This window comes from Streptomyces sp. NRRL S-31 (assembly GCF_000718775.1).
Classification (GTDB): Bacteria; Actinomycetota; Actinomycetes; order Streptomycetales; family Streptomycetaceae; genus Streptomyces.
Map to the genome: position 1 here is coordinate 194,163 of NZ_JOCB01000003.1, position 26,707 is coordinate 220,869.

Sequence of the window (26,707 nt, forward strand, 5' to 3'; positions counted from 1 at the left end):
CTCTTCCTGTGGAGATGGTTTGCAAAGTGTGTCGATCTAAGGACCTAGCGTGATCGATCGCGGGGGAGGACTGACTGTGCCGCCGCTCTGACGCGTACTCAAGTCGCCTCTGCAGCAACCACCTTCAGGGCGCCTTGCGATCTGGAGGGAACGCACAGCATGGCGTTGATGACGGGGCGGAAGCGCGGCCGGCCGGCCTGGGCAGCCGGCAGGATCCGTCGTACAGCGGTGATGACGGTCGGTGCCCTGATCGTGGGCAGCCTGCTGCCCACGGGTGTCGCCACCGCGGCCACGGCAGCAGAGCACCATGTGTCAGCTCCAGCCGCACCGCACGATAAACAGATCCCCTTCACCCGTAGGACGCCCAAGCAGGTTTCCATACGGCGAGGGTTCAAGCACTTCGACCCCACCGCTCACGCCAAACTGCCCTCAGCAAGCAGTGCCGTGGTTACTCTTCCCGTCACGGCCGTCTCCTCGGGTCTCACCGCAAGGGCGATGCAAAGGCGGGCCGGCAGCACCCCCGTCCTCCTCGGCCCTGCCGCAGGCGCACACCTTCAGCCGACCGCCGTGGCTGCATCGCAGCGCGTGCGGGTGCGCGTACTGGACCAGAAGACCACGCGTGCCGCCGGTGTCCACGGAATGCTGTTCGCCCTGCAGCGCACCAGCCCCGGAGGCGGCAAGGTGGCCCTGCGGGTAGACGACTCCTCCTTCCGCTACGCCTTCGGCGGTGACTTCGCCTCCCGTCTGCACCTGGTCCGCTTGCCCGACTGCGCCCTGACCACGCCGAAGCTGGCCAAGTGCCAGGCACAGACCGAGATACGCACGGCTCCCGGGACGCCGTTGTCCGCGCAGGTGACCATCCCGGGCACGGCCAGTGCGGCGTCTCCGTCAGCCGCCACCTCGCGATCAGCAACAAGTTCGTCCAGCGCGATGACGGTCATGGCGGCGACCTCGGACGCCTCGGGTCCGTCCGGCGACTACTCGGCGACCAACCTGTCACCGGGCGGCTCCTGGTCGATCGCCGGTAACACGGGCGCGTTCACCTACAGCTACCCGATCACGGTGCCACCGGCGATCGGCGGAACGGTACCGAACGTCGATCTCTCCTACAGTTCCAGCACCCAGGACGCGCGCACCGAAGGGACCAACAACCAGTCCTCCTGGCTCGGTGACGGCTGGAGCTCCACCGAGAACTACATCGAGCGCACCTACAAGCCCTGCAAGGACGACTCCTCGTCCGGGGCACCTGACAACGATGGCGACCAGTGCTGGGCCGGACAGATCCTCACCCTGTCGCTGAACGGCACGTCCACCGACATCGTCTACGACGACTCGACCAAAACCCTCCGCCCCGCTGACGACAACGCCACCACCAAGATCGAGGACCTGTCCGACACCTCGAACAAGACGGCGAACGGGGAGTACTTCAAGGTCACCAGCGACGGGGTGCAGTACTTCTTCGGCCTCAACCACCTGCCGGGCTGGACCAGCGGCAAGGAAGAGACCAAGTCCGTGTGGACCGAACCGGTCTACCACGCACACAGTGGCGTCACCGACTGCCCGGACAGCACCGACTTCGCCGCCACCGCCTGCACGCTCGGCTACCGGTTCAACCTCGACTACGCCGTGGACACCCACGGCAATGCCACCGCCTGGTACTACTCACCGGAAACCGGCTACTACGGCGCCGCGAAGAAGGACACCTCGGTCGCCTACACCCGCGGCGGCACCCTGTCCCGGATCGACTACGGCATCACGTCCTCGACGATCTACTCGGGCACTGCCCCCGAGCAGATCCTCTTCGACACCGCCGAACGCTGCATCCCGGGCACGCCGTCGGGTAACACCTGCGCGGACACCCAGTTCGCCGCGGCCAACGCCGCCTACTGGCCCGACGTACCGGTCGACCTGAACTGCACCTCCGGATCGAGCTGCACCAACCACAGCCCGAGCTTCTGGTCGCGCAGGCGCCTGACCTCCATCACGACGCAGATCCAGACCGGCGGTGCGACCAAGCAGGTCGACAAGTACACCTTCTCCCAGTCCTTCCCCGATGGCGGTGACCACGCGCCCACCTTGTGGCTGGACTCCATCCAGCGCACCGGCCTGGACACTCTGGGGGGTGCAGCCGGGAGCACATCCACGCCGACGGTGAACTTCGACCCGCCGCTGCAACTGCCCAACCGGGTCGGCACCATCCCGCAGATGCCGCTGATGTACCACGACCGGATCCAGACGGTCACCAGCGAGACCGGCGCGCAGACGACGGTCATCTACGACCGGCCCGACTGCTCCAGCGCACCGGCCAGCGACCCCAACGATCCCACCGACGCGGCGGCCAGAACCTTCGCGTCCACCAACACCCTGTCCTGCCTTCCGGTGTACTGGACACCGGACGGCCAGCCCGCGCCGTGGATGGACTGGTTCTACAAGTACAAGGTCGCCTCGGTCGTCACCACGGACCCGCACAACTCCTACCAGGACGGCACGCAGCCCGAGCTGGAGACGGACTACACCTACAAGGGCAACCCCGGCTGGCACTACGACGACAACGAACTCGTCAAGGCCAAGAACCGAACCTGGGGCCAGTTCCGCGGCTACCCGGAGGTGGACGTCACCACCGGAGACCCCAACGTCTTCCACTACACCAACGGCGCCAAGGTCAACGACCAGAAGACCCTGACCAAATCCCACTACTTCCTGGGCATGAACGGCGACACCCTGCCCGGCGGCAAGACCCGTGCCGTGCCCGACCTGACCAGCCAGGACGGCGCCACCTCGGTCCCCGACAACGACGCGTTCGCCGGCCAGACCTTCGAGACCGACACCTACACCAGCGCCAAGGGCAGCCTGGACAAGGCCGTCGTCAACGTGCCCACGGTCATCGGCCCCACCGCCACCCGCAACCGCAGCGGCCTTCCGGACCTGACCGCCCAGATGGTCCGCCCCGCCGAGACACTGACCCGACAAGCCGTCTCCTACGGATGGCGCAAGACCGAGACCGACACCTTCTACAACACCACCCTGGGCAAGTCGACGACCGGCATGCCGGTCCAGGTCGACGACCGAGGCGAAACCGCCGACAGCAACAACGTCGCCAAGTGCACCTACACCCGCTACCTCACCGGCAGCAGTGCCACCCTGGTGGTGCCCGCCGAGGTCATCACCACCGCACAGGACTGCTCCAGCGCCGGAGCCACTCCCAGCGGAACCCTGATCGCCGACACCCGCAGCTCCTACGACACCAACGCCTTCGCCTACGACGGGGACGGCCAGCAGAACCCGGCTCTGCCCACGACCGGTGACGTCAGCCTGGTCCAGCAGGCATCGGCCGCCACCGGCGCAACCGCGACCGCCTTCATAGACCAGGCCACCACCAGCTACGACTCCTACGGCCGGGCCACCAAGGCGACCCGCACCCCGAAGTCCACCTCACCGGACGGCAAGAGCCTCGCCCAGACCGTGTTCACCCGCTACACCCCCTCCAGCGGCGAGCTCCCCACCAGCAGTACGACCATCACCCAGGTCACACCCGGCGTGGACTGCTCCACTGCCACCACCTCATCGAAGGACTGCCAGCTCACCAGCAGCACCATCGACCCGTCCCGCGCCCTGCCCACCGCCAAGACGGACGCGGCCGGCCTGCTCACCTCACTCGCCTACGACGCACTCGGCCGACTGACCGACGTGTGGCTGCCCAATGAGATCAAGGCCAACGGCGCGCCGGCGAACATGATCTACGCCTACAGCCCGTCCCAGACGGCCCCGACCGTCGTCGCCTCCAAAACACTGCTGGACAACGGGACCTACAAGACCAGCGAAACACTGTACGACGCGATGATGCGGCCGCTGCAGACGCAGGCGACAGCGGAGAACTCCAGCACCACCGTCTCGGACACCGAGTACGACTCGCACGGCTGGACGGTTGCCACCAACAACGCGTACAACGTGAGCGGCACCACCCCCGGCAGCAAGCTCATCTCCGTCTCGCAGGTGTCCATCCCGGACACCACCGTCACCGACTACGACGGCCAGGGACGAGCCGGCCTGGTCACCGAGGAGCACAACGGGGTCAAGTCCTGGACCACGAGCACGGCCTACACCGGTGACAGGACCACCGTCCTGCCTCCCCAGGGCAGCGTGGCCACCACCACGGTAGTCGACGCCCGCGGTCAGACCACCGAACTCGACCAGTACACCGCCGCACCCACGCTGAGCGGATCCGCGACGGCCGGCTTCACCGCCACCGGCGGCACCACCTCATCCACCACCTACGGCTACAACGCCGCCGGACAGCAGACGCGGATCACCGGCCCGGACCAGACAACGTGGACGGCTGGTTACGACCTGCTCGGCCACAGGACGTCCCAGACCGACCCGGACGCCGGCGGAAGCAGCTACGGGTACGACGACGCCGGCAACCTGACCTCCAGCACGGACGCCAAGAAGGTCGAACTCGACTACACCTACGACCTGCTGGGCCGCAAACTCACCGGCACCGACGAATCAAGGTCCAACTTCAAGTTCGCCTCCTGGACTTACGACACCCTGCGCATCGGCCTGCCGACTTCCTCCACCCGCTACGTCCAGGGCGTCACCGGCGGCTACACCGTCGCCTCCACCGGCTACACCGTCCTCGGGAAACCGACCGGAACAAAGATCAGCCTGCCGGATTCCGAGGCGCCACTGCCGTCGTCCTACACGACGACCTACACCTACACGATCCGGGACCAGCTGCTGGCCACCCAGAGCGACCCACGTGCGCAGAACCTGAGCAACGAGCTGATCACTTACGGCCACGACGCCCTGGGTAATCCAAGCACGACCGATAGCAGCGCCTTCACCTACGTCAGCGGCACCGTCTACACCAACTACGGTCAGCCGTCCGTAATCACGCTGGGTGCCTCGACCAATCCCGCCACAGTCACGTACGACTACGAGGACCAGACCCTCCGACTGCAAGAACGCAAGATCACCCGCACTCAGGCTCCCGGCCCGACGGTAGACGACACCACATACAAGTACGACGCTTCGGGCAACCCGACCTCCACGACCGACCAGCAGTCGGAGACCGGCAATACCGTCACCGACCAGCAGTGCTACCGCTACGACACCCTGGACCGGCTGACCGACGCCTGGACCGCCAACGACAACTGCGCCGCCAGCCCGCCCACGACCGGCACCGTCACCACAACGGCCGGCTCCTACTGGCAGTCCTTCAGCTACGACGCCATCGGCAACCGCAAACAGAGCGTCGACCACGCCATCGGCACCTCCGGCACCACCTCCACCACCAGCTACGCCTACGGCTGCAAGACCAACTGCAACTCCTCCGGTGACCAGCCCCACACTCTGACCGCCGCCACCGGAGGCACCAACCCGACCGCGTTCGTCTACGACGAAGACGGCAACCTGCACACCCGCACCCCCACCACCGGGCCCATCCAGACCCTGACGTGGGACGACGAGAACCACCTCGCACAGGTCGACGCGGGCGGTACCAGCCCCACAACCACCAAGTACCTGTACGACGCCGACGGCAATCAGCTCATCCGCCGCGACCCCGGCAAGACCACCCTCTTCGCCGGCGACACCCAGATCATCGTCAACACCAGCGTCACCCCCAACGTCCTCCTCGGCGCCGTCCGCACCTACACCCACGGCGGCAGCGGAGAGCCCGTGGCCGTGCGCTCCAGCCTCTCCGGCGGCGGACTGAAGTACTTGTTCAACGACCCGCACGGCACGGCGACCCTGTCGATGGACACCACCACTCAGCAGGTCGCACGCCAGCAGTACACCCCCTACGGCCAACCGCGCGCCAGCGGCAACAGCACCGCCTGGCCCGACCCGACCCACTCCTACCTCGGCGCACCCCAGGACAGCTCCACCGGCTACACCGACGTAGGCGCCCGCAAGTACGACCCGAGCCTGGGCCGCTTCATCAGCCTCGACCCGATTCTGGAAGCCGCCAGCCCCCAGGAACTCGGCGGCTACACCTACGCCGCCGACAACCCCATCACCTCCGCCGACCCCAGCGGACTCGAATCCTGCTACCCGCACTACTGCTCCGGAGACAACGGCACCTACAAGCCCTACAAGTCGTACAACGACCCCGCCTCCCCCCACTATGAGCCGCCACAGGGCAGGAAACTGCCTCCGCTCAAGCTCATGAAGAAGTTCGGCGGCCACAAGCCCACGATCACGCAGATGATGGGCTACGGCACCTACCGGTCGGACCTCTCCCCGGCGTGGAACGTCGAGCTGTACTACCGCGAACGGTGCGGCGGTGAAGACCTGCTCTGGACCTCTTCCTGCCAGGGATTCCAGCAGTTCTACGACCACTGGTCCGACATCAAGGACGTACCCAGCAATCCCTGCACGGCCGTTAGCCTGTGCGAATCACTCGGTGACCTTGCGGTCGGCATCTCCGCTGCCACAGCTCTCGAAGCAGAGGCCATGCAGGAGGGCGTTCCCTTCTGCAGCTTCGATCCCAAGACACCGGTCTTGATGGCGGACCGGAAGACGAAGGCCATCGGCAAGATAAAACCGGGTGACCGCGTGGAAAGCGCCGACCCGGAGAACGGTAAACACCGAGGCCCCCGCAAGGTCACCGCTCGCCTGGTCCACCGCGACAACGACCTCGTCGACGTAACGATCCGCGGTACGGACGGTCGCAACGCCACCCTCCACACCACCTCGCGTCACCCCTTCTGGGACGACACCCTCCACACCTGGATCCCCGCCGGCAAGCTCAAGCCCGGTCACCTCCTCAACACCGCCAACGACCACCACGTCCGCATCGACACGGTCCGCACCCGCCCCGGCACCGCGGACATGTACAACCTGACGGTCGACCAACTCCACACGTACTACGTTGTGGCGGGCGGCGTCCCGGTCTTGGTCCACAATACGAATGCAGCCTGTGATCTACCCCTGCATGAGAATGCCGGCGGGCACGCGATTGCTCGCCATGTTGGAAGGACGGATGCGCAACTTGCCGCCCGCAACATTCGTTACTCTTCGACGTTCACTGACCTGTCTGCGGCAGAAACTGCAACCGGAGACAATATCGCTGCGAATCAGGGCGATATTGCCCAGTGGCTTGCTGGCGCGGATCGGCGTCTCGTGATCACGAATCCGATGGATGCCGCTGGCGGCCGAGTTCTGGAGCGATCCACGGGTAACATATTGGGCCCATCTAGCGTGCGGACTGTGTTGCAGCGAAATCCTTCGATGCCAGACGGGTACCTCATCATCACCTCGTATCCGGAGCCGTGACCATGTATCCGAAGATCAACTACCTGGCGCAAGCGTACTTTCATCAAGATTACGATCTTGAGGCGGACAGCCCCATTGCGATCGTCTCGCTATTTCGCGAGCGTGAGGTATTCGAAGTGGTGGAAGCGTTGAGTGGCGAGATCTTTTCGATCCTTGCTTCCGGGGCGGACGAAAGCCGACTGGCGAGCATCTGGCTTGACGAAGCTGGTGCTTGCTATGACCCTCGCGAAGACGGGGTGTCAATTCAGGACTGGCTGAGTCGGGTAGGCGAGGTTTTGCTTAGGGGATAAACACCCGTGTGACCCTGTCTCCGCAACCACGCTGGCCCCACCGGAGCACGTTCCGGTGGGGCCTCTGCGGTGTCTGACGGCAGTAGTTGACGGCAACGTCAGCGGACGGATGCTGAACAAGGCGGCGGGTCGTCGCCGTCGTCGGGCTCGCTGACGGACTCCGAGGGTTTCGCGAGAGCTTGGGCTGAGGAGGTCGATGGCGTCGCGCTGGAGGCGGAGTCGTACGTGTGCGTACACCGTCGCGGTCACCCCGATGTGGGCGTGCCCCAGTAACTCCTTGATGACGACGAGTTCGACGCCCTGCTCCAGAAGCAGGGTCGCCGTCGAGTGGCGGAGGTCGTGAAACCGAATCGGCCGCAGGCGAGCTTCGCGGAGCAGGGCGTTGAAGTGCCGTGTGAGGGTGGCGGGCTCGATCGGGTGCCCGTCCGGCCGCGTGAAGACGTGCCCGCTGCCCTGCCGCACAGAGCCCGCCCGGTCCCGCTCCTGGGCCTGCCGCTCGCGGTGTGCGCGAAGCGAGGCGACGCAGGAGGCCGGCAGGGTGATGCGCCGCTCCGAGCTGATGGTCTTGGTCGGCAGGGTGGCCAGGCCCCGGCTGGTGGTGCGCTGGAGGGTCCGGCGGATGCTGGCCGTGCCGCTGTCCAGGTCGAGGTCTTCCCAGCGCAGGCCGAGGAGTTCGCCCTTGCGCAGCCCGGTGCGCAGGGCGAGCTCGAACAGCGCGGCGAGCCGGTGCCCGTGGGCAGCGGCGAGGAACTGCCGTGCTTCGTCGGCGGTGAGGGGGTTGAAGCGGCGGGGGCGGGGTGTTCCGGTGCGGACGTTGCGGGTCACGTTGCGGGAGATCTCCTCCTCACGGACGGCGTGCTCCAGGGCGGACTTGAGCACCGAGTGGATGTAGGCGAGCGTCAGTGCAGAGAGCCGCTTGCCGCAGCAGAGGCCGAGTGCGCAGCAGCGCGGGCGTCGGCTGGCCTGTGCGTTCGGGTCGCGTCCGGCGTCGATGCCGCGAGTGCAGCACTGGCAGACGGTCCGCAGCTCGTTGAGCCAGGTTCGGACGTCCTTGGCGGCGAGCTTGGCGAGCTTCTTCCGGCCCAGGCCCGGTATGAGGTACTGGCGCACGACGGCGGTGTAGCGGGTGTGGGTGGTCTCGCGAAGGTGCTGGACGGCGACGTTCTCCAGCCAGTACGTCAGGTAGGCGGCGAGGCTTCCCTGGGCGGTGATGATGGGGACGCCGCGGTTGCTGGCGGCGATTTTCTCGGTCAGTTTGGCCAGTGCCTCCGTGCGCGTGCTGCCGTAGACGCGGACGCGATTGCGAGTGTTGCCGGGGGCGAGGACGTATCCGGCGGCTTCCCAGCGGCTGTCCTTGCGCTGGTAGACGGTTCCGTTGGCGCGGGTGCGGCGGGAGGCGGGGGTGTCGCGGGGTGAGGTCATCAGGCGGCGTCCTGTTCGAGGCGGGTGTGGATGAAGTCGGTGAGGGCGTGGGTGGGGATGCGGCGGGCGCGGCCGAGGGTGAGGGAGGGGAGTTGCCGGGTGCGGATGAGGTCGTAGACGGCGGTGCGGCCGAGTTGGAGGCGTTCCATGACCTGGGGGACGGTGAGGAGTTCCGTGCCGACGGTCACGTGACGGCCCCCGCCCGGGCAGCGCTGGTCAGCCGATCAGTGGAGTGACTGACCGGGTGACCGGCGGGGCGACCGGCGCGGTCACCAGAGTGTTCCGAGCGCCGGGTTCGGGTCGTTTGCTCGGGTCGGGTCTGTCGCGTCGTGGCCAGGAGGTTGGCGAGGTGTTCGAGTTCGGGCAGGAGGCCGGTTCCGGCGTGCTGCCAGTGGGAGATGACCAGCGTGGTGTCCGAGTCCACGCGCTGACCGGGGATGTTGCGGTGACCGGATGCCAGGTCGGTGGGGTGTCCGGCTCGGTCATCGACCGGACTGTCGTCCGTCTGACCGGCCCGTGTCTCAGCCGCTGCTGGGGTCTGGCTGGCGGTGTCGGGTTGACCGGTTCGCCAGGCGGTACGTTCGGCTCGGAGGTGGGCGAGGGTGGTGGAGTAGTGGCGGGTGCGGGTGGAGAAGTGGCCTCGGAAGCCGAGCATGTGGGCCCATTGCCGCAGTCGGAAGTGGGCGTGCCGGCGGTTGGTGGCGAGGTGCCAGGCGGTGTGGATCACGCGGCGGGCGTGGTCGGTGATGTCGTGGGTGGCGAGTTAGGCGAGGAAGCGGAGGCGGCGGTCGAGGGTGCCGGTGGTGGTCTCGGCGCCCTTGGTGGCGTACTTGGCGATGTAGGCGGCGACGTGCCGCTCGGTGACCGGGCCGCCGCCGGTGAAGTCCGTACTGCGGATCGGTGGGACGACGGCCCGCGTCGAGGCGCTGGAACGAGCGCTGGCCGAGGCCGTTCAGCAGATGGCCGACCTTCGTGGCCGCGTCGAGGCCCTGGAGTCGGGCGGCGGCGGGCGGGGTCACTGACCCGCCGCGCCGGGCGGCCCTGGGCGTGCGTTCAGATTTTCTCTACGAGGTTCAAGGCGGGCCCCGCCCGCCGGAGCTGGCCGCCGTCGCCGACAAGCCCGCCGTTCAATCGGGAGGCCAGCTACGCCGCAGGTGGCGAGCCGCCCCGGCAGCCGGGGGTGATCCAGGGCTGCCGGAGCGGCAATCTGCCTGGTCGCCGAGCTGACCGTAACTGGGCTCCTGGCGGAGCAAGTTGTCGCCTACGACCGTCCTACGGCCGGATCGCAGGCACAGGGCCGACCAGGGGGCCGACCCTTCTCGTCCGTCGCCGGGCTCACCGAGGGCGGTGGCCGGCGTCGCCTCCGACGGGGAGTCGCCCCCCGACCGCGCGTCGCTGGAGGCTCACCGCATGCGGTGGTCCACGGGCGGAAAACCTCTGACGGCGTCGCTCGGCGTGCCAGACTTTCATCTATGACGCGCGCACTGCATCTGACCGCTGCGGTCACCCGTGAGGACGAGTGGTACGTGGCTCGCTGTCTCCAGGTCGAGGTCACCAGCCAGGGGGAGAGCATCGAAGAGGCCCTGGCCAACCTCCGCGAGGCGCTGGAGTTGTACTTCGAGGACGCCCCCGCCCCCGAGGTCGTCGCCGACGTGATCACCGCACCGGTCGAGGTCCGCGTCGCATGAGCCCCGCCGTCCCCCATGGCCTGTCCGGCACCGAGATCGCCAAGGCGCTCGAACGCGCCGGCTTCGGCCACATCGCGACCCGGGGCAGCCACGCCAAGTACCGCAAGGACGACCGCACCGTCATCGTGCCCCTACACCGCTCTCTCGCGCCCGGCACCCTCCGCTCCATCCTCCGCCAGGCCGACTGGACCGTGGACGACCTCACTGAGCACCTCAAGTAGCCCAGAGGCCCAGTCCGGGTCTGGAACAGGTCTGGACCTCTGACGGCAGTAGTGACGGCAACAACCACGAACAACCCCGGCCGAACCCGCACCTCAGCGGACCGTCGAATACCGCTTGACCTGCGAAAACGCAGGTAGAGAGGGGTCGCTTAGCACACGTACTATGTGCTGACGGGGAAGACGTCGGCTCTGGTCCGCAATTCTGGCGGATGCCCGACAAACCTCCAGTCCGGGAATAGCGCCGCTGCTTCCCGATGGACGAGAGTCCATAATGGGCCCGAATGGGGAGAGCATTTGGACTCCCTTGGGTATTCGCGCGGTCATCAAATCTCGCCAGGCAATATTCCAGACGGATTTACTGCAGATGGATTCCCTGTGGAGCTCAAGCCTAATACCGAGAGCGGGATCAAGGCTGGTACTAGGCAGTTGCGACGCTACATGAACGAAATGGGTGTCGATTACGGCGAGCTGTGGACGTATCGTGACACGCCCGATGGGATGGTATTCGACCTCGTAAGGGTGCCCAACGGGCCTCGCAGATGGACGAAGTGGTGATGTTGGATGGCTGCTAAGTCGCTGACCGCACCGGCTGTGTTGCGTGCAGCCATGGAGCTCGGCGTTGTCCCTTCCGAGGCTGAGGTGTCGCGGCGGGGCGAAGTGCGGTGGGAGTCAGATGATCTAGCGTACCTCGGATGGATCTCCAAGGATGCTGCGGGCATGCTGGCCTGGCACATGAACGTGGGGGACGCCAAGTTCGGCCCAGCTTTGGAGAAGTACGGGCGTATGTCTGTATCGATTCGTAGCTCAAGTAACGAGATGCCGTGGCCTCAAGCGGTAGACAGCTTGGTGGAGGAGTTTCTTCGGGAGGGGCTGGGGCGAGCTACTCAGTTCGTAACTGACCGCATCGACTTGTGTTTGCTGCTGTCTTCTTCCGAAGATGTGCAGCGGGGTAATCTCTATGCTTGGCTTCCCGTGGCCAACTATCCAGCTCGCCTCGTACAAGCTCTGGTATTGGCGCGTGATATTGGCTCCCTCGACCTGGAGTCCAAAATTCAGGGACAGCTGACGCAAGCGCCGATTCGCTTGTCGAATGGAAGGTCTATGGATATCCTGGCGTCGGCCAAAGGGTGGGCGAGTCGATATTCGGGCGCACTGGGACTCGACATCCTGATCTGATCGATCATAAAGAGGTGAGACCTTATGGTTTCCCTCTACGAGTCGCGTTCCGCATGATTGAGGAGCCCCGTCGAATATTTCGGCAGCCGAGGAGGTGCCCCAGGGCGTCGATGGCGTCACGCTGGCGTCGGAGTCGAACGTGCGCGTAAACGCTGGCGGTGACACGGATGTGGGTGTGGCCGAGTATTTCCTTGATCACGACGAGGTCGACGCCCTGTTCCAGGAGCGGGACCGCAGTCGAGCGGCGGGGGTCGTGGAAACGGATGCGCCGGAGTCCTACCCGGTCGAGGAAGCTGCGGAGCCGGGACGAGAGGCTGGCTGGTGGGCGTGGTGAAGACGAGGCCGCTGTCCTCCCAGTCCGGGCCTGCCGATTCGCGCTTCTTGTCCTGCCGTGCATTGTGCTTCCTGAGGGAGTCCGCAGCCGCAACGGGCGGAGCCGTTGACGCGTCGCCTGTGGACGCGGCCGTACGAGAGCGCGGTGAGGGTGGCAAACACGCGGGGATGGGAGGCGACCTGCTTCCAGGCCGGCGCGGAGCGTGGCCGCGATATCGGTCATAGGCGCCGGGTTCTCACGGCGTATCCACCGGTGAGAACCAGGGGATACGGCGAGCCGAGCGTGATCACATCCGCCAGGAGCCGCGTGTGTGTGAGGTCTTTCCCGACCAGGCCATGTGCAGCGGAAGTTCCACGACACCGTGGGGATCGGCCCGTGCAACTGGTCCAGCGACTCCGGCAGGCGGCGGCGGAACTTCTCCCGGTACAGCGCGAGATTCCTCGGCGCCCGCGCCAGGGGCGTTCCTCGGGGCGGGTGTGGGGTGCTGTGGGCTGGAGACAAGGGCGGATCCCCGCGGCGAGCTGACTGCCGCAGTCTGCTCCGCGCTCGTTGACTCTGCGCCCGGCCAGAAGTCCCAGAAAAGTCCCAAAGGCACGCCCTCCTGTCCTCTTATTTGTGCAGGTCAGGAGGGGTTTCGCGCTACTTTTTCTCAGAGTCCTCAGATGTCCCGGAAGATCTCGATCTGTGCCCCCACCGAGTTCAGGCGCTCCGCGAGGTCCTCGTAACCCCGGTTGATGACATACACGTTGCGCAGCACCGACGTGCCCTCGGCCGCCATCATCGCGAGCAGGACGACCACCGCGGGGCGCAGTGCCGGCGGGCACATCATCTCCGCGGCGCGCCAGCGGGTCGGGCCCTCGACCAGGACCCGGTGCGGGTCGAGGAGCTGGAGCCGGCCGCCGAGGCGGTTCAGGTCGGTCAGGTAGATCGCGCGGTTGTCGTAGACCCAGTCGTGGATCAGGGTCTTGCCCTGCGCGGTGGCCGCGATGGCCGCGAAGAACGGGACGTTGTCGATGTTCAGGCCGGGGAACGGCATGGGGTGGATCTTGTCGATCGGCGCCTCCAGCTTGGAGGGCCGCACCGTGAGGTCGACCAGCCGGGTACGGCCGTTGTCCGCGCAGTACTCGGGGCTGCGGTCGTGGTCGAGCCCCATCTCCTCCAGGACCGCCAGCTCGATCTCCAGGAACTCGATCGGCACCCGGCGCACGGTCAGCTCCGACTCCGTGACCACGGCGGCGGCCAGCAGGCTCATCGCCTCGACCGGGTCCTCGGAGGGGGAGTAGTCGACGTCCACGTCGATGTCCGGCACGCCGTGCACGGTGAGCGTGGTGGTGCCGATGCCCTCCACCTTGACGCCCAGCGCCTCCAGGAAGAAGCACAGGTCCTGGACCATGTAGTTGGAGGAGGCGTTGCGGATGACCGTGACGCCGTCGTGCCGGGCGGCGGCCAGCAGCGCGTTCTCGGTCACCGTGTCGCCGCGCTCGGTCAGCACGATCGGCCGGCCGGGGCGGACCGCGCGGTCCACCTGCGCGTGGTACTGGCCCTCGGTGGCCGCGATGTCCAGACCGAAGCGGCGCAGCGCGATCATGTGCGGCTCGATGGTCCGCGTCCCCAGGTCGCAGCCGCCGGCGTACGGCAGCTTGAAGTGGTCCATGCGGTGCAGCAGCGGGCCGAAGAACATGATGATCGAGCGGGTGCGCACGGCGGCCTCCGCGTCGATCGCCGCCATGTCCAGCTCGGCGGGCGGGACGAGCTCCAGGTCGACGCCGTCGTTGATCCAGCGGGCGCGCACACCGATGGAGGTGAGCACCTCCAGCAGGCGGTACACCTCCTCGATCCGGGCCACCCGGCGCAGCACCGTGCGCCCCTTGTTCAGCAGCGAGGCGCACAGCAGGGCCACGCAGGCGTTCTTGCTGGTCTTCACGTCGATGGCACCGGACAGCCGGCGACCGCCGACCACGCGCAGGTGCATCGGGCCCGCGTAGCCCAGCGACACGATCTCGCTGTCCAGGGCTTCACCGATCCGGGCGATCATCTCAAGGCTGATGTTCTGGTTGCCGCGCTCGATGCGGTTGACCGCGCTCTGGCTGGTGCCGAGAGCCTCCGCGAGCTGCGCCTGCGTCCAGCCCCGGTGCTGCCGGGCGTCACGGATGAGCTTGCCGATGCGTACGAGGTAGTCGTCTGACATGAGGTTGAGGCTATCTCAGATATGAGATGGTGCTCGCCAAGGGGGCCATTCGGGTGATGTCGGTGACGGACTGTCAGTACCGTTCGGCGCAGGGGTGTGCCGGTACCCGGAAAGCCCCGGGTGAATCATTTGATGTCGGAGATTTCGGGCAGGGGGGCGCGATCCGTCCGTGAGTCCGCGAGTCCGTGAGTCCGTGAGTCCGTGAGTCCTGAGTCCGCGAGTCCGCGAGTCCATGGGGCGGCGAGTCGGCGAGTCCGCGGGGGAGGGGGCGATGTCCGTTGTGGGCCGGGTCGGGCATGACCATTCGACGCCCATGTACTACTGTTATCTCGACATCGAGATATCTGCCGAGGCGCACCGTGGTCGCCGCACCGGTAAGGCATGCCTAACTTAGCCTGACCTCACTGGTCCGGCCAAGTCGGTGGGGCGGCACGATTGACGGTGGTACGCGCACATCAATGAAGGAGACTGTCGTGTCGGCGAACAGCTTCGACGCCCGCAGCACGTTGCAGGTGGGCGACGAGTCGTACGAGATCTTCCGGCTGGACAAGGTGGAGGGCTCGGCCCGGCTGCCGTACAGCCTCAAGGTCCTGCTGGAGAATCTGCTCCGCACGGAGGACGGCGCGAACATCACCGCCGACCACATCCGCGCCCTCGGCGGCTGGGACTCCCAGGCCCAGCCCTCCCAGGAGATCCAGTTCACGCCGGCCCGCGTGATCATGCAGGACTTCACCGGCGTCCCCTGTGTCGTGGACCTCGCCACGATGCGTGAGGCCGTGAAGGAGCTGGGCGGCGACCCCGCCAAGATCAACCCGCTGGCACCGGCCGAGCTGGTCATCGACCACTCCGTCATCGCCGACAAGTTCGGCACCAACGACGCCTTCAAGCAGAACGTCGAGCTGGAGTACGGCCGAAACAAGGAGCGCTACCAGTTCCTGCGCTGGGGCCAGACCGCCTTCGACGAGTTCAAGGTCGTACCGCCCGGCACCGGCATCGTCCACCAGGTGAACATCGAGCACCTGGCCCGTGTCGTCATGGTCCGCGACGGCAAGGCCTACCCGGACACCCTGGTCGGCACCGACTCGCACACCACCATGGTCAACGGCCTCGGCGTCCTCGGCTGGGGCGTCGGCGGCATCGAGGCCGAGGCCGCCATGCTCGGCCAGCCGGTCTCCATGCTCATCCCGCGCGTCGTCGGCTTCAAGCTCACCGGTGAGCTCCAGCCCGGCACCACCGCCACCGACCTCGTGCTCACCATCACCGAGATGCTCCGCAAGCACGGTGTGGTCGGCAAGTTCGTCGAGTTCTACGGCGAGGGCGTCGCCGCCACCTCGCTCGCCAACCGCGCCACCATCGGCAACATGTCGCCGGAGTTCGGCTCCACCGCCGCGATCTTCCCGATCGACGACGAGACCCTGAACTACCTGCGCCTGACCGGCCGTTCCGCGCAGCAGGTCGCCCTGGTCGAGGCGTACGCCAAGCAGCAGGGCCTGTGGCTGGACCCGGCCGCCGAGCCCGACTTCTCCGAGAAGCTGGAGCTGGACCTCTCCACGGTCGTCCCGTCCATCGCCGGCCCGAAGCGCCCGCAGGACCGCATCGTCCTCGCCAACGCCGCCGAGCAGTTCAAGCAGGACGTCCGCAACTACGTGGACGACGTGGACGAGGCGGGCCAGGAGTCCTTCCCGGCCTCCGACGCCCCGGCCGTCTCCCCGAACGGCGTCCCGTCCAACCCGGTCCCCGTGACCGCCCCCGACGGCACGACGTACGAGCTGGACCACGGTGCGGTGACGGTCGCGGCCATCACCTCCTGCACCAACACCTCCAACCCGTACGTCATGATCGGCGCCGCCCTGGTCGCCAAGAAGGCGGTCGAGAAGGGCCTGACCCGCAAGCCGTGGGTCAAGTCCACCCTCGCCCCGGGTTCGAAGGTCGTCACCGACTACTTCGAGAAGGCCGGCCTCACCCCGTACCTGGACAAGCTGGGCTTCAACCTCGTCGGCTACGGCTGCACCACCTGCATCGGCAACTCCGGCCCGCTGCCGGAGGAGGTCTCCAAGGCCGTCAACGACCACGACCTCGCGGTCACCTCGGTCCTCTCCGGCAACCGGAACTTCGAGGGCCGGATCAACCCCGACGTCAAGATGAACTACCTGGCGTCCCCGCCGCTGGTCGTCGCCTACGCCATCGCGGGCTCCATGAAGGTGGACATCACCCGTGACGCCCTGGGCACCGACCAGGACGGCAACCCGGTCCACCTGAAGGACATCTGGCCCTCCGAGGCCGAGGTGAACGAGGTCGTCGCCAGCGCCATCGGCGAGGACATGTTCTCCAAGTCGTACCAGGACGTCTTCGCGGGCGACGCCCAGTGGCAGTCGCTCCCGGTGCCGACCGGCAACACCTTCGAGTGGGACACCGAGTCCACCTACGTCCGCAAGCCCCCGTACTTCGAGGGCATGGAGATGGAGCCGGCCCCGGTCACCGACATCGCCGGCGCCCGCGTCCTCGCCAAGCTGGGCGACTCGGTCACCACCGACCACATCTCCCCGGCCGGTGCCATCAAGGCCGACACCCCGGCCGGCAAGTACCTCACGGAGCACGGCGTCGAGCGCCGCGACTTCAACAGCTACGGCTCCCGCCGCGGCAACCACGAGGTCATGATCCGCGGTACGTTCGCCAACATCCGCCTGCGCAACCAGATCGCGCCGGGCACCGAGGGCGGCTACACCCGCGACTTCACGCAGGACGGCGCCCCGGTCTCCTTCATCTACGACGCCTCGCAGAACTACCAGGCCGCCGGCATCCCGCTGGTCGTCCTGGCCGGCAAGGAGTACGGCTCCGGCTCGTCCCGCGACTGGGCGGCCAAGGGCACCGCGCTCCTCGGCGTCAAGGCCGTCATCGCCGAGTCGTACGAGCGCATCCACCGCTCCAACCTCATCGGCATGGGCGTCCTGCCGCTCCAGTTCCCGGAGGGCCAGTCCGCCGCGTCCCTCGGCCTGACCGGTGAGGAGACCTTCTCCTTCTCCGGCGTGACCGAGCTGAACAACGGCACCACGCCGCGCACGGTCAAGGTCACCACCGACACCGGCGTCGAGTTCGACGCGGTCGTCCGCATCGACACTCCCGGTGAGGCCGACTACTACCGCAACGGCGGCATCATGCAGTACGTGCTGCGCAGCCTGATCCGCAAGTAAGCGGCGACGGCGGCCGGTCGAGGGCCGTATCCCCGGGGCACCGGGGGTACGGCCCTTCGCCGTACCCTTCGAGCACCGCCGAGCACCGTGCCCCGGGGACGTCGAACGGAAGCGGTCACGCGTCCGCGCGGCGGAACGCCGCCGCCACGTCCAGCGCCACCCGCGCCGCCCGCCGCGCGGCCTCGGTCTGCCGGGCCTTCTTGTCGACGGCCATCTCCTCGTCACCGAGGTCGCTGACGCACTTGAGCATCGCCCCGCCGACGAATCCCTTCGCCTTGAACGTCTCCCAGATCGCGTGCAGCACCCCGTGCGCCTCGGTCTCCACCCCGCCGATGTCGGCGGACTGCTCCAGCAGCCGGGCGCGCAGCGCGGAGTCCCGCCAGGCGATCACCTTCTCGCCGCTCGCGAAGTCCTTGACCAGCAGCTCATGGCCGGCCAGCGACGCGTCCAGCCTGCCCTGGGTGTCGAGCCGGGTGGCGAGCCGCAGCACCTGCTCGTCCGTCCGGTAGACCTGCGGCCTCAGGCCCCCGCCCTCCGGCCGCACCTTCTCCGGGCCGTAGTCGAACACCTCCCGGGCCAGCAGGACGTCGCCCGGCGACACCCCGTGCTCGGCGAAGCCGCCGCACACGCCGACCAGGAACACCAGGTCCGGCCGGAACGCGGACAGCAGGTCGCGGGTCACCGCCGCCGCCGACTGGCCGCCCTGGTCGGTGGCCTGCGTGGTGACCACGCGGACCGGGGGCCGGTCCGCAGAGACCAGCTCGAAGACGTCGTAGTACCGCCCGTCGAGCTGCACCTCGGTGGTGGCGGTGCCGCGCTCGGCCAGCACGGTGAGGAGTGCCCTGGTCTCCACGGGCACGGCGGTGAGCAGGGCGACGTGGTACTCGTCGCCGCTGATCGGTGCGGTCACTTCGAACCTCGACTTCCGTTGTTCGCGGAACCCGGCGAGCACCGCCTCGGGGTGTCTGCTGAACGATTCGACGTCGTCCCGTACCCGCCTGCGCTCGGCCAGGGACTCCCGCTCGGCGGCCAGTGCCGCCTCCAGGTGCGGGTTCTCCGGTGCCTTGCCGCCCATCAGCCGCACGATGCCGGCGAAGACCCGGTCCGCGACGTCGAGGGGGAGCAGCCGCAGCTGGGTGAGCGGCGGGATGACCGTCGCCCAGTGCGTGTCCTTCTGCACGAGCAGGCGGACGACGCTGGGGAGCAGGGAATCGGTGTAGGCGGGGCGGTCGGCCGCGGCGCGCACCACGGCCGCCGCGGCGACGCCCAGGACACCCGAGTCGCTGTCCCGGGGCCGCCTGTCGGGCCGGGGGTGCTCGGGCGCGATGATGAACTTGATCAGGTCCACGTCCGCCTGACCGGCCCGGGCCAGCCCTTCCAGGGCCGTCGTACGGTTCCACGGGTCCTTGTCCCCGCGGATCACGCCGACCAGCCAGTCCTTCGTCCGCGGGGTGATCTCCCGGCGGGCCACCAGGTCGACGATCGCCCCGCGCAGCGCGTGCCCGTGCCGGTCGCGGGCGGTGAACTTCAGCCGGTCCGCGACCTTGGTGATCCACTCCTCGTCACCGGTGTCCAGGTGGGTGAGCGAGGCCACCGCGGCGCGCCGGGTCAGATAGGTCTCCTCGGGGTTGCCGATGGTGGCCCGCAGGACCTCCGCCGCCGCCGTGTCGCCCAGGTGCCCGAAGGCGTTGGCGGCCGAGCCGCGCACCTTGTCGTCGCGGTCGTGCAGGAGGGCGTCGATCAGCGGGGCCAGGGCGCCGGGGGCGTTGACGCGTCCCAGCGCGTTGGCGGCCGCCCCCCGGGTGTGGGTGTCGTCGTCGGTGGCGAGGGCGACGGAGAGCGCGTCCAGGGCGCCGGGGTCGCCGATGCGGCCGAGCGCGTTGGCCGCGGACGTCCTCGCGTAGCTGTCGGGGTCGCCGGTGAGCGCGGCGGCCAGGGCGGGAACGGCCCGGGGGTGGCCGATACGGCCGAGGGCCTCGGCCGTCGATCCCCTGGCCCGGCTGTCGGTGTCCTCGGCGAGGGCGGCGGTGAGCGCGTCGAGGGCGCGGGGGTCGCCGATGCGGCCGAGGGCGTTGGCTGCGGAGCCGCGGACGCTGGCCTCGTGGTCGCCGAGCGCGGTGGTGAGGGCGGGAACCGCCTGGGGGTGGCCGATGCTGCCCAGGCCGGTGGCTGCGGAGCCGCGGACGCTGGCCTCGTGGTCGCCGAGCGCGGCGGTGAGGGCGGGGACCGCCTGGGGGTGGCCGATGCGGCCGAGGGCGGTGGCGGCCGACCCCCGGACTATGGCGTCGGTGTCGCCGAGCGCGGCGGTGAGCGCGGCGACCGCCTGGGGGTGGCCGATGCGGCCGAGGGCGTTCGCGGCCGACCCCCGGACTATGGCGTCGGTGTCGCCGAGCGCCGTGATGAGGGCGGGAACCGCCTGGAGATGGCCGATACGACCGAGAGCGGTGGCCGCCGCTCCCCGGACACTGGCCTCGGTGCCGGCCCCGGCCCCGGCCCTGGCCCCGGCCCCGGTGTCGGTCAGCGCGGCGGTGAGCGCGGGGACCGCCTGGAGGTGGCCGATGCTGCCGAGCGCGGTGGCGGCGGCGCCCCGGACGCTGGCCTCGGCACCGGTGTCGGTGAGCGCGGCGGTGAGCGCGGGGACCGCCTGGAGGTGGCCGATGCTGCCGAGCGCGGTGGCCGCCGCTCCCCGGACACCGGGGTCCCGCTCGCCGGCGGTGGCCTCCAGGAGGGCGGGGACGGCGCGCAACGAGCCGATCCGCCCGAGCGCGGTGGCGGAGGCGCCGCGGACCGTGGCGTCCGGGTCGTCCAGCATCGCCGCCCGCAGGTCGTCGACGTCCCGCTCACCGCCGTTGGCGCCCAGCCAGTTGGCGCTGCGGCGGCGCGCGAGCGGATCGGTCTGCTCGCGCAGCGACCCCCGCCGCTTCGCCGCGAGGGCCTCGTCGCGATCCCGTGTCCTGGGCGCCGGCTCCTTCTTGTTCCGCTGGTGGGTGCGGCGCAGGCGCTGGAGCGTCTGGGCGTCCAGCGACCCGTTCCACAGCCCGGCGAAGATGTCGTCCGCGAACTCCGGGTCCCGGGAGTTGACCGCCCGCAGCAGACCGCGTTGCAGCCCGTCGCGCAGCACGGTCGGCGGCAGGCTCGCCAGCGCCCCCGCCAGCCGGTCGCGCGTCTGGCGCCCCTGGTGGAAGCAGCGGCCGAGGTGCCGCCACAGCTTCCCGCGCGCCTCGTCACCCAGCACGGCCCGGTTGGCCAGGAGGACGTCCGCCACCAGTTCGGGCGGCAGCGGCTTGGCGTCCTGGGCGAGCAGGGCGTCCACGGCACCGTCCGGGTCGGGTTGCAGACCGACCCAGTCGCCGAGGCACTGGTCGAGGTGGACGGGGTCCAGCATGACGGGCGGCGGAGGGGTGTTGTGCCAGGCGAGGGCCAGGCCGAAGTCGACGAAGGCCGGGTGGATGAGGCTGTACCGGCCGTCGTCCGCGTCGCCGGCCGGCTCCACCATCTGGGTGTCCAGGAACGCCTTCACCGTGTGGGCGATCCGGTCCCCGTCGTCCCACACCCGGCCGAGCAGGGCCTCCACGTCCCGGGCGAGGAAGTCCGCGCTGCCCTTGCCGGTCATCGCGGCCAGCGCCGCCGCGCACAGGGCCGCCTCCATACCGAGCCCGCGCTTCGCCGCGTCCTTCTCCGCCTTGCCGAACCTGCCCTCGCTGTTGGGCCGGACCACGGTCTGCCGCAGCAGGTCCGCGCGGCTGCGCGGGATCTCCCGGTCCTTGACGGACCGCGTGCCGAGCAGCCAGTCGGTCAGCAGCGACAGCATGAACGGGTTGGACGCCACGCCCAGCATGTCGCCCGACCTGATCTCGGCCAGCGCCTCGGTCGCCGACCCGTCGCGCATCCCCAGATAGGTCTCGATGTCCTGCTCGCCCAGCGGCTCTATGGAGATCGTCTCGACATCGCGCAGGGCGGTCACGTCCAGATCGTCGATCTCCCTGCGGGACGTCGCCAGCACCGTGAAGTCGTGCGAACCCGCCGCCAGTTCCCAGATGAACTGCCACTCGGGTTCACCCTCGAACTCGCGCTCCAATTCGTTCAACGCGTCGACCAGGAAGACCACGCGGCTCTTCTTGACGTGCGCTTTCCACAACTTCTCGTCGACGCCCGCCGGACGTAATCGCTTGGCGAATTCCTTGACCGTCGAGCCGCGTACGTTCCACTTCCTGATCGTGCGGTTGTCGATGACGGCACAGGGGGTCTCGCGGTCCAGCAGGGCGATCGCGTACTGGAGGACGGCGGTGCTCTTGCCACTGCCCGCCCCGCCGGTCATCAGCCAGGTCTTGGGCCTGGGTTCGGGCTGGGACCGGTGCCTCGGCAACTGGTCGAGCAGCGTGTCGAAACGAAGGCGCTCCCCGGAATCGTCCGCGGAATTGCGGACCCGGAAAGTGGGGCGGAGGTAGTGCTCGACGGTTCTGCTCACCAGCCTGGCGCGCATCGCGCTGTACGGCGAACCGCTCATCCGTCCCCCGCGTCCGCTCCACGCCACCCCTGACGAATGCCAGCCAAGCTACCACGCGCGAAAGCCCGTGAGAACGAGATCACCACGCTCCGCGCGGCCGCTGCCGCGCACCCGGTCGAGGTGAGGCCCGGCCGCCGACACACACCCGGCCGGGGTGATGCCCGGCGGCCGACGCGCACCCCGCCCGGTCCGCCGCCGCGACGGCACTCCCCCCGGGGCAGCGTGTCCCAACTCCCTTGACCTGAAGCCTGGTCGAGGTTTCACGATGGTGCGATGACTGACAACGGAATCACCCTGATCGACGCTTGGGAACTGCCCGAGGACCGGATCGACGAGTCCATCGCACGCTGGCGGGAGCGCGTCGGGCTCATCCACACCGCCCCCGGTTTCCGGGACGCGCGGCTGCACCGCAGACTGTTCCCGGAGTCCCGGCTCGGCCTGGTCAACGTGGCGCACTGGGACAGCGTCCAAGCCCGGGACGAGGCTCTGGCGCATCCCGGCTTCACCGCGTCGGCGGCCACCGCGGCCGGCTATGCCACCGTGCACGGCGGATGGTACGAGGTGGCGGCCGAACTCCGCGCCGGGGGAGACGGTCCGGACGAAGGGCCGGGCATCACCTTCGTCAACGCCTTCGAGCTGCCCGCCGAGCGGATGGACGAGTTCCTGCCGCACTGGCTCGGCCGCGCGGAGCCGATGAGCAAGGCGCCCGGTTTCCGGGACCACCGGCTGCACCGTGCGGTGGCCCCGGACACTCGCTTCCAGCTGGTCGGCATCGCGCACTGGGACAGCCTCGACGCATGGCGCGCGGCGGACGACGACCCCCGCTTTCAAGGGGGCCTGCCCGCCTTCCCCGACTTCGCCACCGCCTGCCCCGCGCTCTTCCGGGTCGTCGCCGCGTTCTGAGCGTGCCGCGGGGGAGTCCGCCGGTCCGTCACGCGCCGGGTGGCCGGAAGGTGACCCGGCGCCGGGTGGCCTCGTCGATCTCGTCGAGGGTGAGCAGGGGAGTGGCCCGGGTGCGGAGTGCGCCGCTGGCCTTGACGCTGAGGCTGACCGCGGCCATGGAGACCGGGTCCGGGAAGTCGATGATGCAGACCAGGTCGTCCTCCCCGAAGGCGAAGTACATCGCCTCGACCGTTCCGCCGAGCCCGGCCACGAGCTGCTCGACGGCGGCGCGGCGGCTGCTCGCGCCCTCCTTCAGCAGCCCCTTGGTGCCCTCGTGCGTGTAGGTGGCCTGGATGAGGAACTTCGGCATCGGGGTGCTCCCTGCCCGTGACGTGTCCGGTACGTTCAGGCACTTCCCGCGCCGGCCCCGTCGCGCCCCGACACGCGGCGGAATTCACTCGTTGGCAGCCGCACCGCGCCGCCCGGCTTGTCGTTCCACCGGTTCGACGTGGTCTTGTGCCGACTGCCTTTGACGGCGGCTCCGCTGGTCACGGGGTGGATGCCGACCGAGTCGATCTTCGGCGCCCCGGCGGTCGAAGGGGCGTGCCGATCGGGTGCTCCACCGGCCGTCGACGCAGCGGGCGACGCAGCCGCACCCCCGGAAGGGGGGCTTGCCGATGCGGTGTCCTGATGGCTCGCCTCGCAACCCGCCGTGGCCAAGGCGGCAGCCACCACACAGCCGAGCAGGTGAGCGGAGCGCGGTGTGACGGTCATCAGGCTTTCCACATACCTGGCCCTCAATCTTGGCGACGTCGGGCGACAAGCTCAGCCGGCCGGCGGTCCGCTCGGGGCCGGTACCGCCAGCTCCGCCCAGATCACCTTGCCCTGCGGGGTGTACCGGGTGCCCCAGCGTTCGGCCAGCTGCGAGACCAGGAACAGGCCCCGGCCGCCCTCGTCGGTCGTGGCGGCGTACCGCAGGTGCGGTGAGGTGGAGCTGCCGTCGGCCACCTCGCAGATCAGCGTGCGGTCGTGGATCAGGCGTACGCGGACGGGGTCGGAGCCGTACCGGATGGCGTTCGTGATCAGCTCGCTCAGCACGAGTTCCATGCCGAAGCCCAGCTCGTCCAGGCCCCACTCGGCCAGCTTGGCGCAGACCGCTCCGCGCATCCCCGACACGGCGGCCGGATCGCGCGGAACGTCCCAGTCGGCGAACCGGTCGGCCGGCAGCGCCCGGGTGCGCGCGACGAGCAGGGCGACGTCGTCGCAGGGGCGTTCGGGCAGCAGCCGCTCCAGCACCGCCCGGCAGCTCTCCTCCGGCGACCGGCCGGGGTGCCCCGCCAGCGCCCGGCGCAGCAGTTCCAGACCCTCGTCCAGGTCCCGTCTGCGGTCCTCGATCAGCCCGTCGGTGTACAGCACGAGCTGGCTGCCCTCGGCCAGCTCCAGCTCGGCCGTCCGGAACGGCAGACCGCCCAGGCCCAGCAGGGGGCCGGCCGGCAGGTCGGCGAAGGCGACCTCGCCGTCGGGACGGACCAGCGCGGGCGCCGGATGCCCGGCCCGGGCCATGACACAGCGGCGCGACACCGGGTCGTAGATCGCGTACAGACAGGTGGCGCCCACGATCTCCCCGGCCCGCTCCGGACACTCCTCGTCCAGGTCGATGCGGCCGACCAGGTCGTCCAGGTGCTGGAGCAGCTCGTCGGGCGGCAGGTCCAGCGTGGAGAAGTTGTGCACGGCGGTCCGCAGCCGGCCCATCGTCGCGGCGGCGTGCAGTCCGTGTCCCACCACGTCCCCGACGACCAGCGCCACCCGGCCGCCCGGCAGCGGGATGACGTCGAACCAGTCCCCGCTCACCCCCGACTGCGCCGGCAGGTAGCGGTAGCCGACGTCGAGCGCGTTCTGCTCGGGCAGCGCCCGCGGCAGCAGACTGCGCTGGAGGGTGACCGCTAGGGCGTGCTCGCGGGTGTAGCGGCGGGCGTTGTCGATGCTGACGGCGGCACGGGCCACCAGCTCCTCCGCCAGGGACAGCTCCTCCTCGTCGAACGGTTCCTGCTTGGCCCGCCAGAAGTCGGCCAGGCCCAGTACGACACCGCGCGCCCGGATCGGCACGGTGATCAGCGAGTGGATGCCGTAGTCCAGGATGCGCCGGGCCCGCTCGGGGTCCTGTGAGTGGAAGTCCTCGTCCGCCGACAGGTCGGTCACCAGTTCCGAGCGCCCGGCGTCGAAAGCGCGCGCCTGCGGGGTGGAGGGCAGGAAGTCGATCAGCCGGCCCCGCTCGTACAGGGGGTGGTCGTCCTGGATGCCGCTCACGGCGACGCGCCGTATGTCCGTCGCCGTCGGAGCCGGTTCCTCCCCGTGCAGGACGGCGTCGGCCAGGTCGACGGTGACGAAGTCGGCGAAGCGGGGTACGGCGACCCGCGCCAGCTCGTCGGCGGTGCGGACCACGTCCAGGGTGGTGCCGATGCGCAGGCCCGCGTCGTACAGCAGCTCCAGCCGCTCGCCGGCGGCCTCGGCCCTGCCGGACAGCGCCTGGAGCTCGGTGCAGTCGCGGAGCGTCACGACGGTGCCGCCGGGGCCTCCCGCCCCGTCCGTGGGCCGCTGGTTGACCGCCAGCAGCCGGCCCTGGGCGAAGTGCACCTCGTCGCCGGCCTCGCGTCCGGAGGCGAGCAGCTCCATCACCCCGGGGTCGAGTCCCGGCAGCTGCCGCACCAGGCGGCCCTCCGCGTCGGCGGGCAGCGCGAGCAGACGCCTGGCCTCGTCGTTGGCGAGCAGGAGCCGGCCGTCGGAGGCGATGATGAGCACGCCCTCGCGCACCGAGTGCAGGACCGTGTCGTGGTGCTGGTACATGCGGGACATCTCGTCCGGCGCCAGGCTGTGCGTCTGCCGCCGCAGCCGTCGGCCCACCAGGGCCGTGCCGCCGGTCGAGAGCAGCAGCGCGCAGCCGCCCGCCGCGAAGATGATCGGCAGCTGCCGGGCCAGCGCGCCGGTGACGTTCTTGACCTTCATCCCGGCGGCGACCAGCCCGACGACCTTGCCGTGGGTGTCGTCGACGGGCACGGTCGCCTGCACCTCCCGGCCCAGCGGTCCGCGCACGCTTTCGGTGTGCACCCGGCCGGCCAGCGACGGCTCGATGGCGCCCACGAACCGCTCGCCGATCCGCGCGGCCACCGGATGCGTGTACCGGATGCCGTGGGTGTCCATGACCACGATGAAGTCGACGCCCGCGGCCTTGCGTCCCGCCTCGGTCAGCGGCTGGAGGACCCGGGACGGGTCGGGGAGCCGCAGCGCCTCGACCACGCCCGGGGCGTGGGCGAAGGTCTGCGCGACGGCTATCGACCGGCGCGTGGCCTCGGCGGTGGTGTCCCGCTTCGACTGGAGGACGAGCGCGACGACGGCGCAGAGGACGAGCAGCACCACCAGCGCCACCTGGAGCAGGAAGACCTGCCCGGCGACGCTCCGGGGGCTCTTGCCGATCACGGTCCGCCATGCGAGACGCAGGAATTGGGCGTATGCGTCCGACATGTCGCATTTGT

The 26,707-nt window shown here is 69.2% G+C and carries 15 protein-coding genes and 3 pseudogenes; 9 read left to right on the forward strand and 9 right to left on the reverse strand.

Features of this window, described 5'->3' with window-relative positions:
- Positions 1-567 precede the first annotated feature (567 nt).
- Both IF37_RS0102610 and IF37_RS44270 read left to right on the forward strand, forming a co-directional pair.
- Positions 568-7,278 (forward strand): RNase A-like domain-containing protein, encoded by a 6,711-nt coding sequence (locus IF37_RS0102610; protein ID WP_158727275.1) that lies wholly within the window; start codon positions 568-570, stop codon positions 7,276-7,278.
- Positions 7,279-7,280: 2 nt separating this feature from the next.
- Positions 7,281-7,568: a contact-dependent growth inhibition system immunity protein gene (locus tag IF37_RS44270; RefSeq protein ID WP_063886349.1), complete on the forward strand. Its 288-nt coding sequence runs from the start codon at positions 7,281-7,283 to the stop codon at positions 7,566-7,568.
- A gap of 98 nt (positions 7,569-7,666) precedes the next feature.
- On the opposite strand, the pseudogene IF37_RS0102615 reads toward IF37_RS44270, so the two are convergent.
- From IF37_RS0102615 to IF37_RS38945, 3 genes and pseudogenes are all read right to left on the reverse strand, one after another.
- A pseudogene (locus IF37_RS0102615) lies at positions 7,667-8,990 on the reverse strand (tyrosine-type recombinase/integrase).
- Complete coding sequence (locus IF37_RS0102620) at positions 8,990-9,178, reverse strand: helix-turn-helix domain-containing protein (RefSeq protein WP_030735398.1); 189 nt, start codon at positions 9,176-9,178, stop codon at positions 8,990-8,992. Before IF37_RS0102620 ends, IF37_RS0102615 begins: the two are co-directional and overlap by 1 nt.
- A pseudogene (locus IF37_RS38945) lies at positions 9,175-9,888 on the reverse strand (replication initiator); the annotation flags it as partial. The pseudogene IF37_RS38945 and the gene IF37_RS0102620, both read right to left, overlap by 4 nt.
- On the opposite strand from IF37_RS38945, the gene IF37_RS41440 reads away from it, so the two are divergent.
- The 5 genes from IF37_RS41440 (at position 9,851) to IF37_RS44280 (ending at position 12,075) form a co-directional block, all read left to right on the forward strand.
- Entirely contained in the window at positions 9,851-10,012 is a 162-nt protein-coding gene (locus tag IF37_RS41440; RefSeq protein ID WP_253915617.1) for a hypothetical protein, read from the forward strand. The pseudogene IF37_RS38945 and the gene IF37_RS41440 overlap by 38 nt on opposite strands.
- A gap of 450 nt (positions 10,013-10,462) precedes the next feature.
- Entirely contained in the window at positions 10,463-10,678 is a 216-nt protein-coding gene (locus IF37_RS38950; RefSeq protein WP_030735400.1) for a type II toxin-antitoxin system HicB family antitoxin, read from the forward strand.
- Positions 10,675-10,899, forward strand: a complete 225-nt coding sequence (locus IF37_RS0102640; RefSeq protein ID WP_030735403.1) for a type II toxin-antitoxin system HicA family toxin — start codon at positions 10,675-10,677, stop codon at positions 10,897-10,899. Before IF37_RS38950 ends, IF37_RS0102640 begins: the two co-directional genes overlap by 4 nt.
- A 375-nt stretch (positions 10,900-11,274) precedes the next feature.
- A complete protein-coding gene (locus IF37_RS46545; protein WP_158727276.1) occupies positions 11,275-11,454 on the forward strand; it encodes a hypothetical protein in 180 nt (59 codons plus the stop codon).
- 6 nt (positions 11,455-11,460) lie between these two features.
- Positions 11,461-12,075, forward strand: a complete 615-nt coding sequence (locus tag IF37_RS44280) for a hypothetical protein (protein WP_158727277.1) — start codon at positions 11,461-11,463, stop codon at positions 12,073-12,075.
- A gap of 22 nt (positions 12,076-12,097) precedes the next feature.
- On the opposite strand, the pseudogene IF37_RS41445 reads toward IF37_RS44280, so the two are convergent.
- Positions 12,098-12,488 (reverse strand): annotated as a pseudogene (locus tag IF37_RS41445) (tyrosine-type recombinase/integrase); the annotation flags it as partial.
- A 579-nt stretch (positions 12,489-13,067) separates the two neighbouring features.
- Positions 13,068-14,597, reverse strand: a complete 1,530-nt coding sequence (locus tag IF37_RS0102650; protein WP_030735409.1) for a UDP-N-acetylglucosamine 1-carboxyvinyltransferase — start codon at positions 14,595-14,597, stop codon at positions 13,068-13,070.
- A gap of 473 nt (positions 14,598-15,070) precedes the next feature.
- Here IF37_RS0102650 and acnA point away from each other — a divergent pair, with 473 nt between their 5' ends.
- Positions 15,071-17,788, forward strand: coding sequence for an aconitate hydratase AcnA (acnA, locus tag IF37_RS0102655; protein ID WP_030735412.1), 2,718 nt, complete (start codon positions 15,071-15,073; stop codon positions 17,786-17,788).
- Positions 17,789-17,903: 115 nt separating this feature from the next.
- Here the strand turns inward: acnA and IF37_RS40680 are convergent, their stop codons facing one another.
- Positions 17,904-22,295: a HEAT repeat domain-containing protein gene (locus IF37_RS40680; RefSeq protein WP_052844936.1), complete on the reverse strand. Its 4,392-nt coding sequence runs from the start codon at positions 22,293-22,295 to the stop codon at positions 17,904-17,906.
- A gap of 273 nt (positions 22,296-22,568) precedes the next feature.
- Between IF37_RS40680 and IF37_RS0102665 the strand changes: the two genes are divergently transcribed.
- Complete coding sequence (locus tag IF37_RS0102665) at positions 22,569-23,198, forward strand: antibiotic biosynthesis monooxygenase (RefSeq protein WP_030735417.1); 630 nt, start codon at positions 22,569-22,571, stop codon at positions 23,196-23,198.
- 28 nt (positions 23,199-23,226) lie between these two features.
- On the opposite strand, the gene IF37_RS0102670 is transcribed toward IF37_RS0102665, so the two are convergent.
- Genes IF37_RS0102670 through IF37_RS0102675 form a run of 3 tightly spaced genes read right to left on the reverse strand, consistent with a single transcriptional unit; the run spans position 23,227 to position 26,696 of the window.
- Positions 23,227-23,547: a GYD domain-containing protein gene (locus IF37_RS0102670; RefSeq protein ID WP_030735419.1), complete on the reverse strand. Its 321-nt coding sequence runs from the start codon at positions 23,545-23,547 to the stop codon at positions 23,227-23,229.
- A gap of 35 nt (positions 23,548-23,582) precedes the next feature.
- Positions 23,583-23,951, reverse strand: a complete 369-nt coding sequence (locus IF37_RS44285; protein ID WP_158727278.1) for a hypothetical protein — start codon at positions 23,949-23,951, stop codon at positions 23,583-23,585.
- Positions 23,952-24,002: 51 nt separating this feature from the next.
- A complete protein-coding gene (locus IF37_RS0102675) occupies positions 24,003-26,696 on the reverse strand; it encodes a SpoIIE family protein phosphatase (RefSeq protein WP_173456698.1) in 2,694 nt (897 codons plus the stop codon).
- Positions 26,697-26,707 lie beyond the last annotated feature (11 nt).

Coding starts and splice junctions, on each gene's coding strand:
- IF37_RS44270 (WP_063886349.1), top strand. CDS start 7,281: ATGTATCCGAAGATCAACTACCTGGCGCAAGCGTACTTTCATCAAGAT.
- IF37_RS0102670 (WP_030735419.1), bottom strand. CDS start 23,547: ATGCCGAAGTTCCTCATCCAGGCCACCTACACGCACGAGGGCACCAAG.
- IF37_RS44280 (WP_158727277.1), top strand. CDS start 11,461: ATGGCTGCTAAGTCGCTGACCGCACCGGCTGTGTTGCGTGCAGCCATG.
- IF37_RS0102675 (WP_173456698.1), bottom strand. CDS start 26,696: ATGTCGGACGCATACGCCCAATTCCTGCGTCTCGCATGGCGGACCGTG.
- IF37_RS0102665 (WP_030735417.1), top strand. CDS start 22,569: ATGACTGACAACGGAATCACCCTGATCGACGCTTGGGAACTGCCCGAG.
- IF37_RS0102650 (WP_030735409.1), bottom strand. CDS start 14,597: ATGTCAGACGACTACCTCGTACGCATCGGCAAGCTCATCCGTGACGCC.
- IF37_RS44285 (WP_158727278.1), bottom strand. CDS start 23,951: ATGACCGTCACACCGCGCTCCGCTCACCTGCTCGGCTGTGTGGTGGCT.
- IF37_RS40680 (WP_052844936.1), bottom strand. CDS start 22,295: ATGAGCGGTTCGCCGTACAGCGCGATGCGCGCCAGGCTGGTGAGCAGA.
- IF37_RS0102640 (WP_030735403.1), top strand. CDS start 10,675: ATGAGCCCCGCCGTCCCCCATGGCCTGTCCGGCACCGAGATCGCCAAG.
- IF37_RS38950 (WP_030735400.1), top strand. CDS start 10,463: ATGACGCGCGCACTGCATCTGACCGCTGCGGTCACCCGTGAGGACGAG.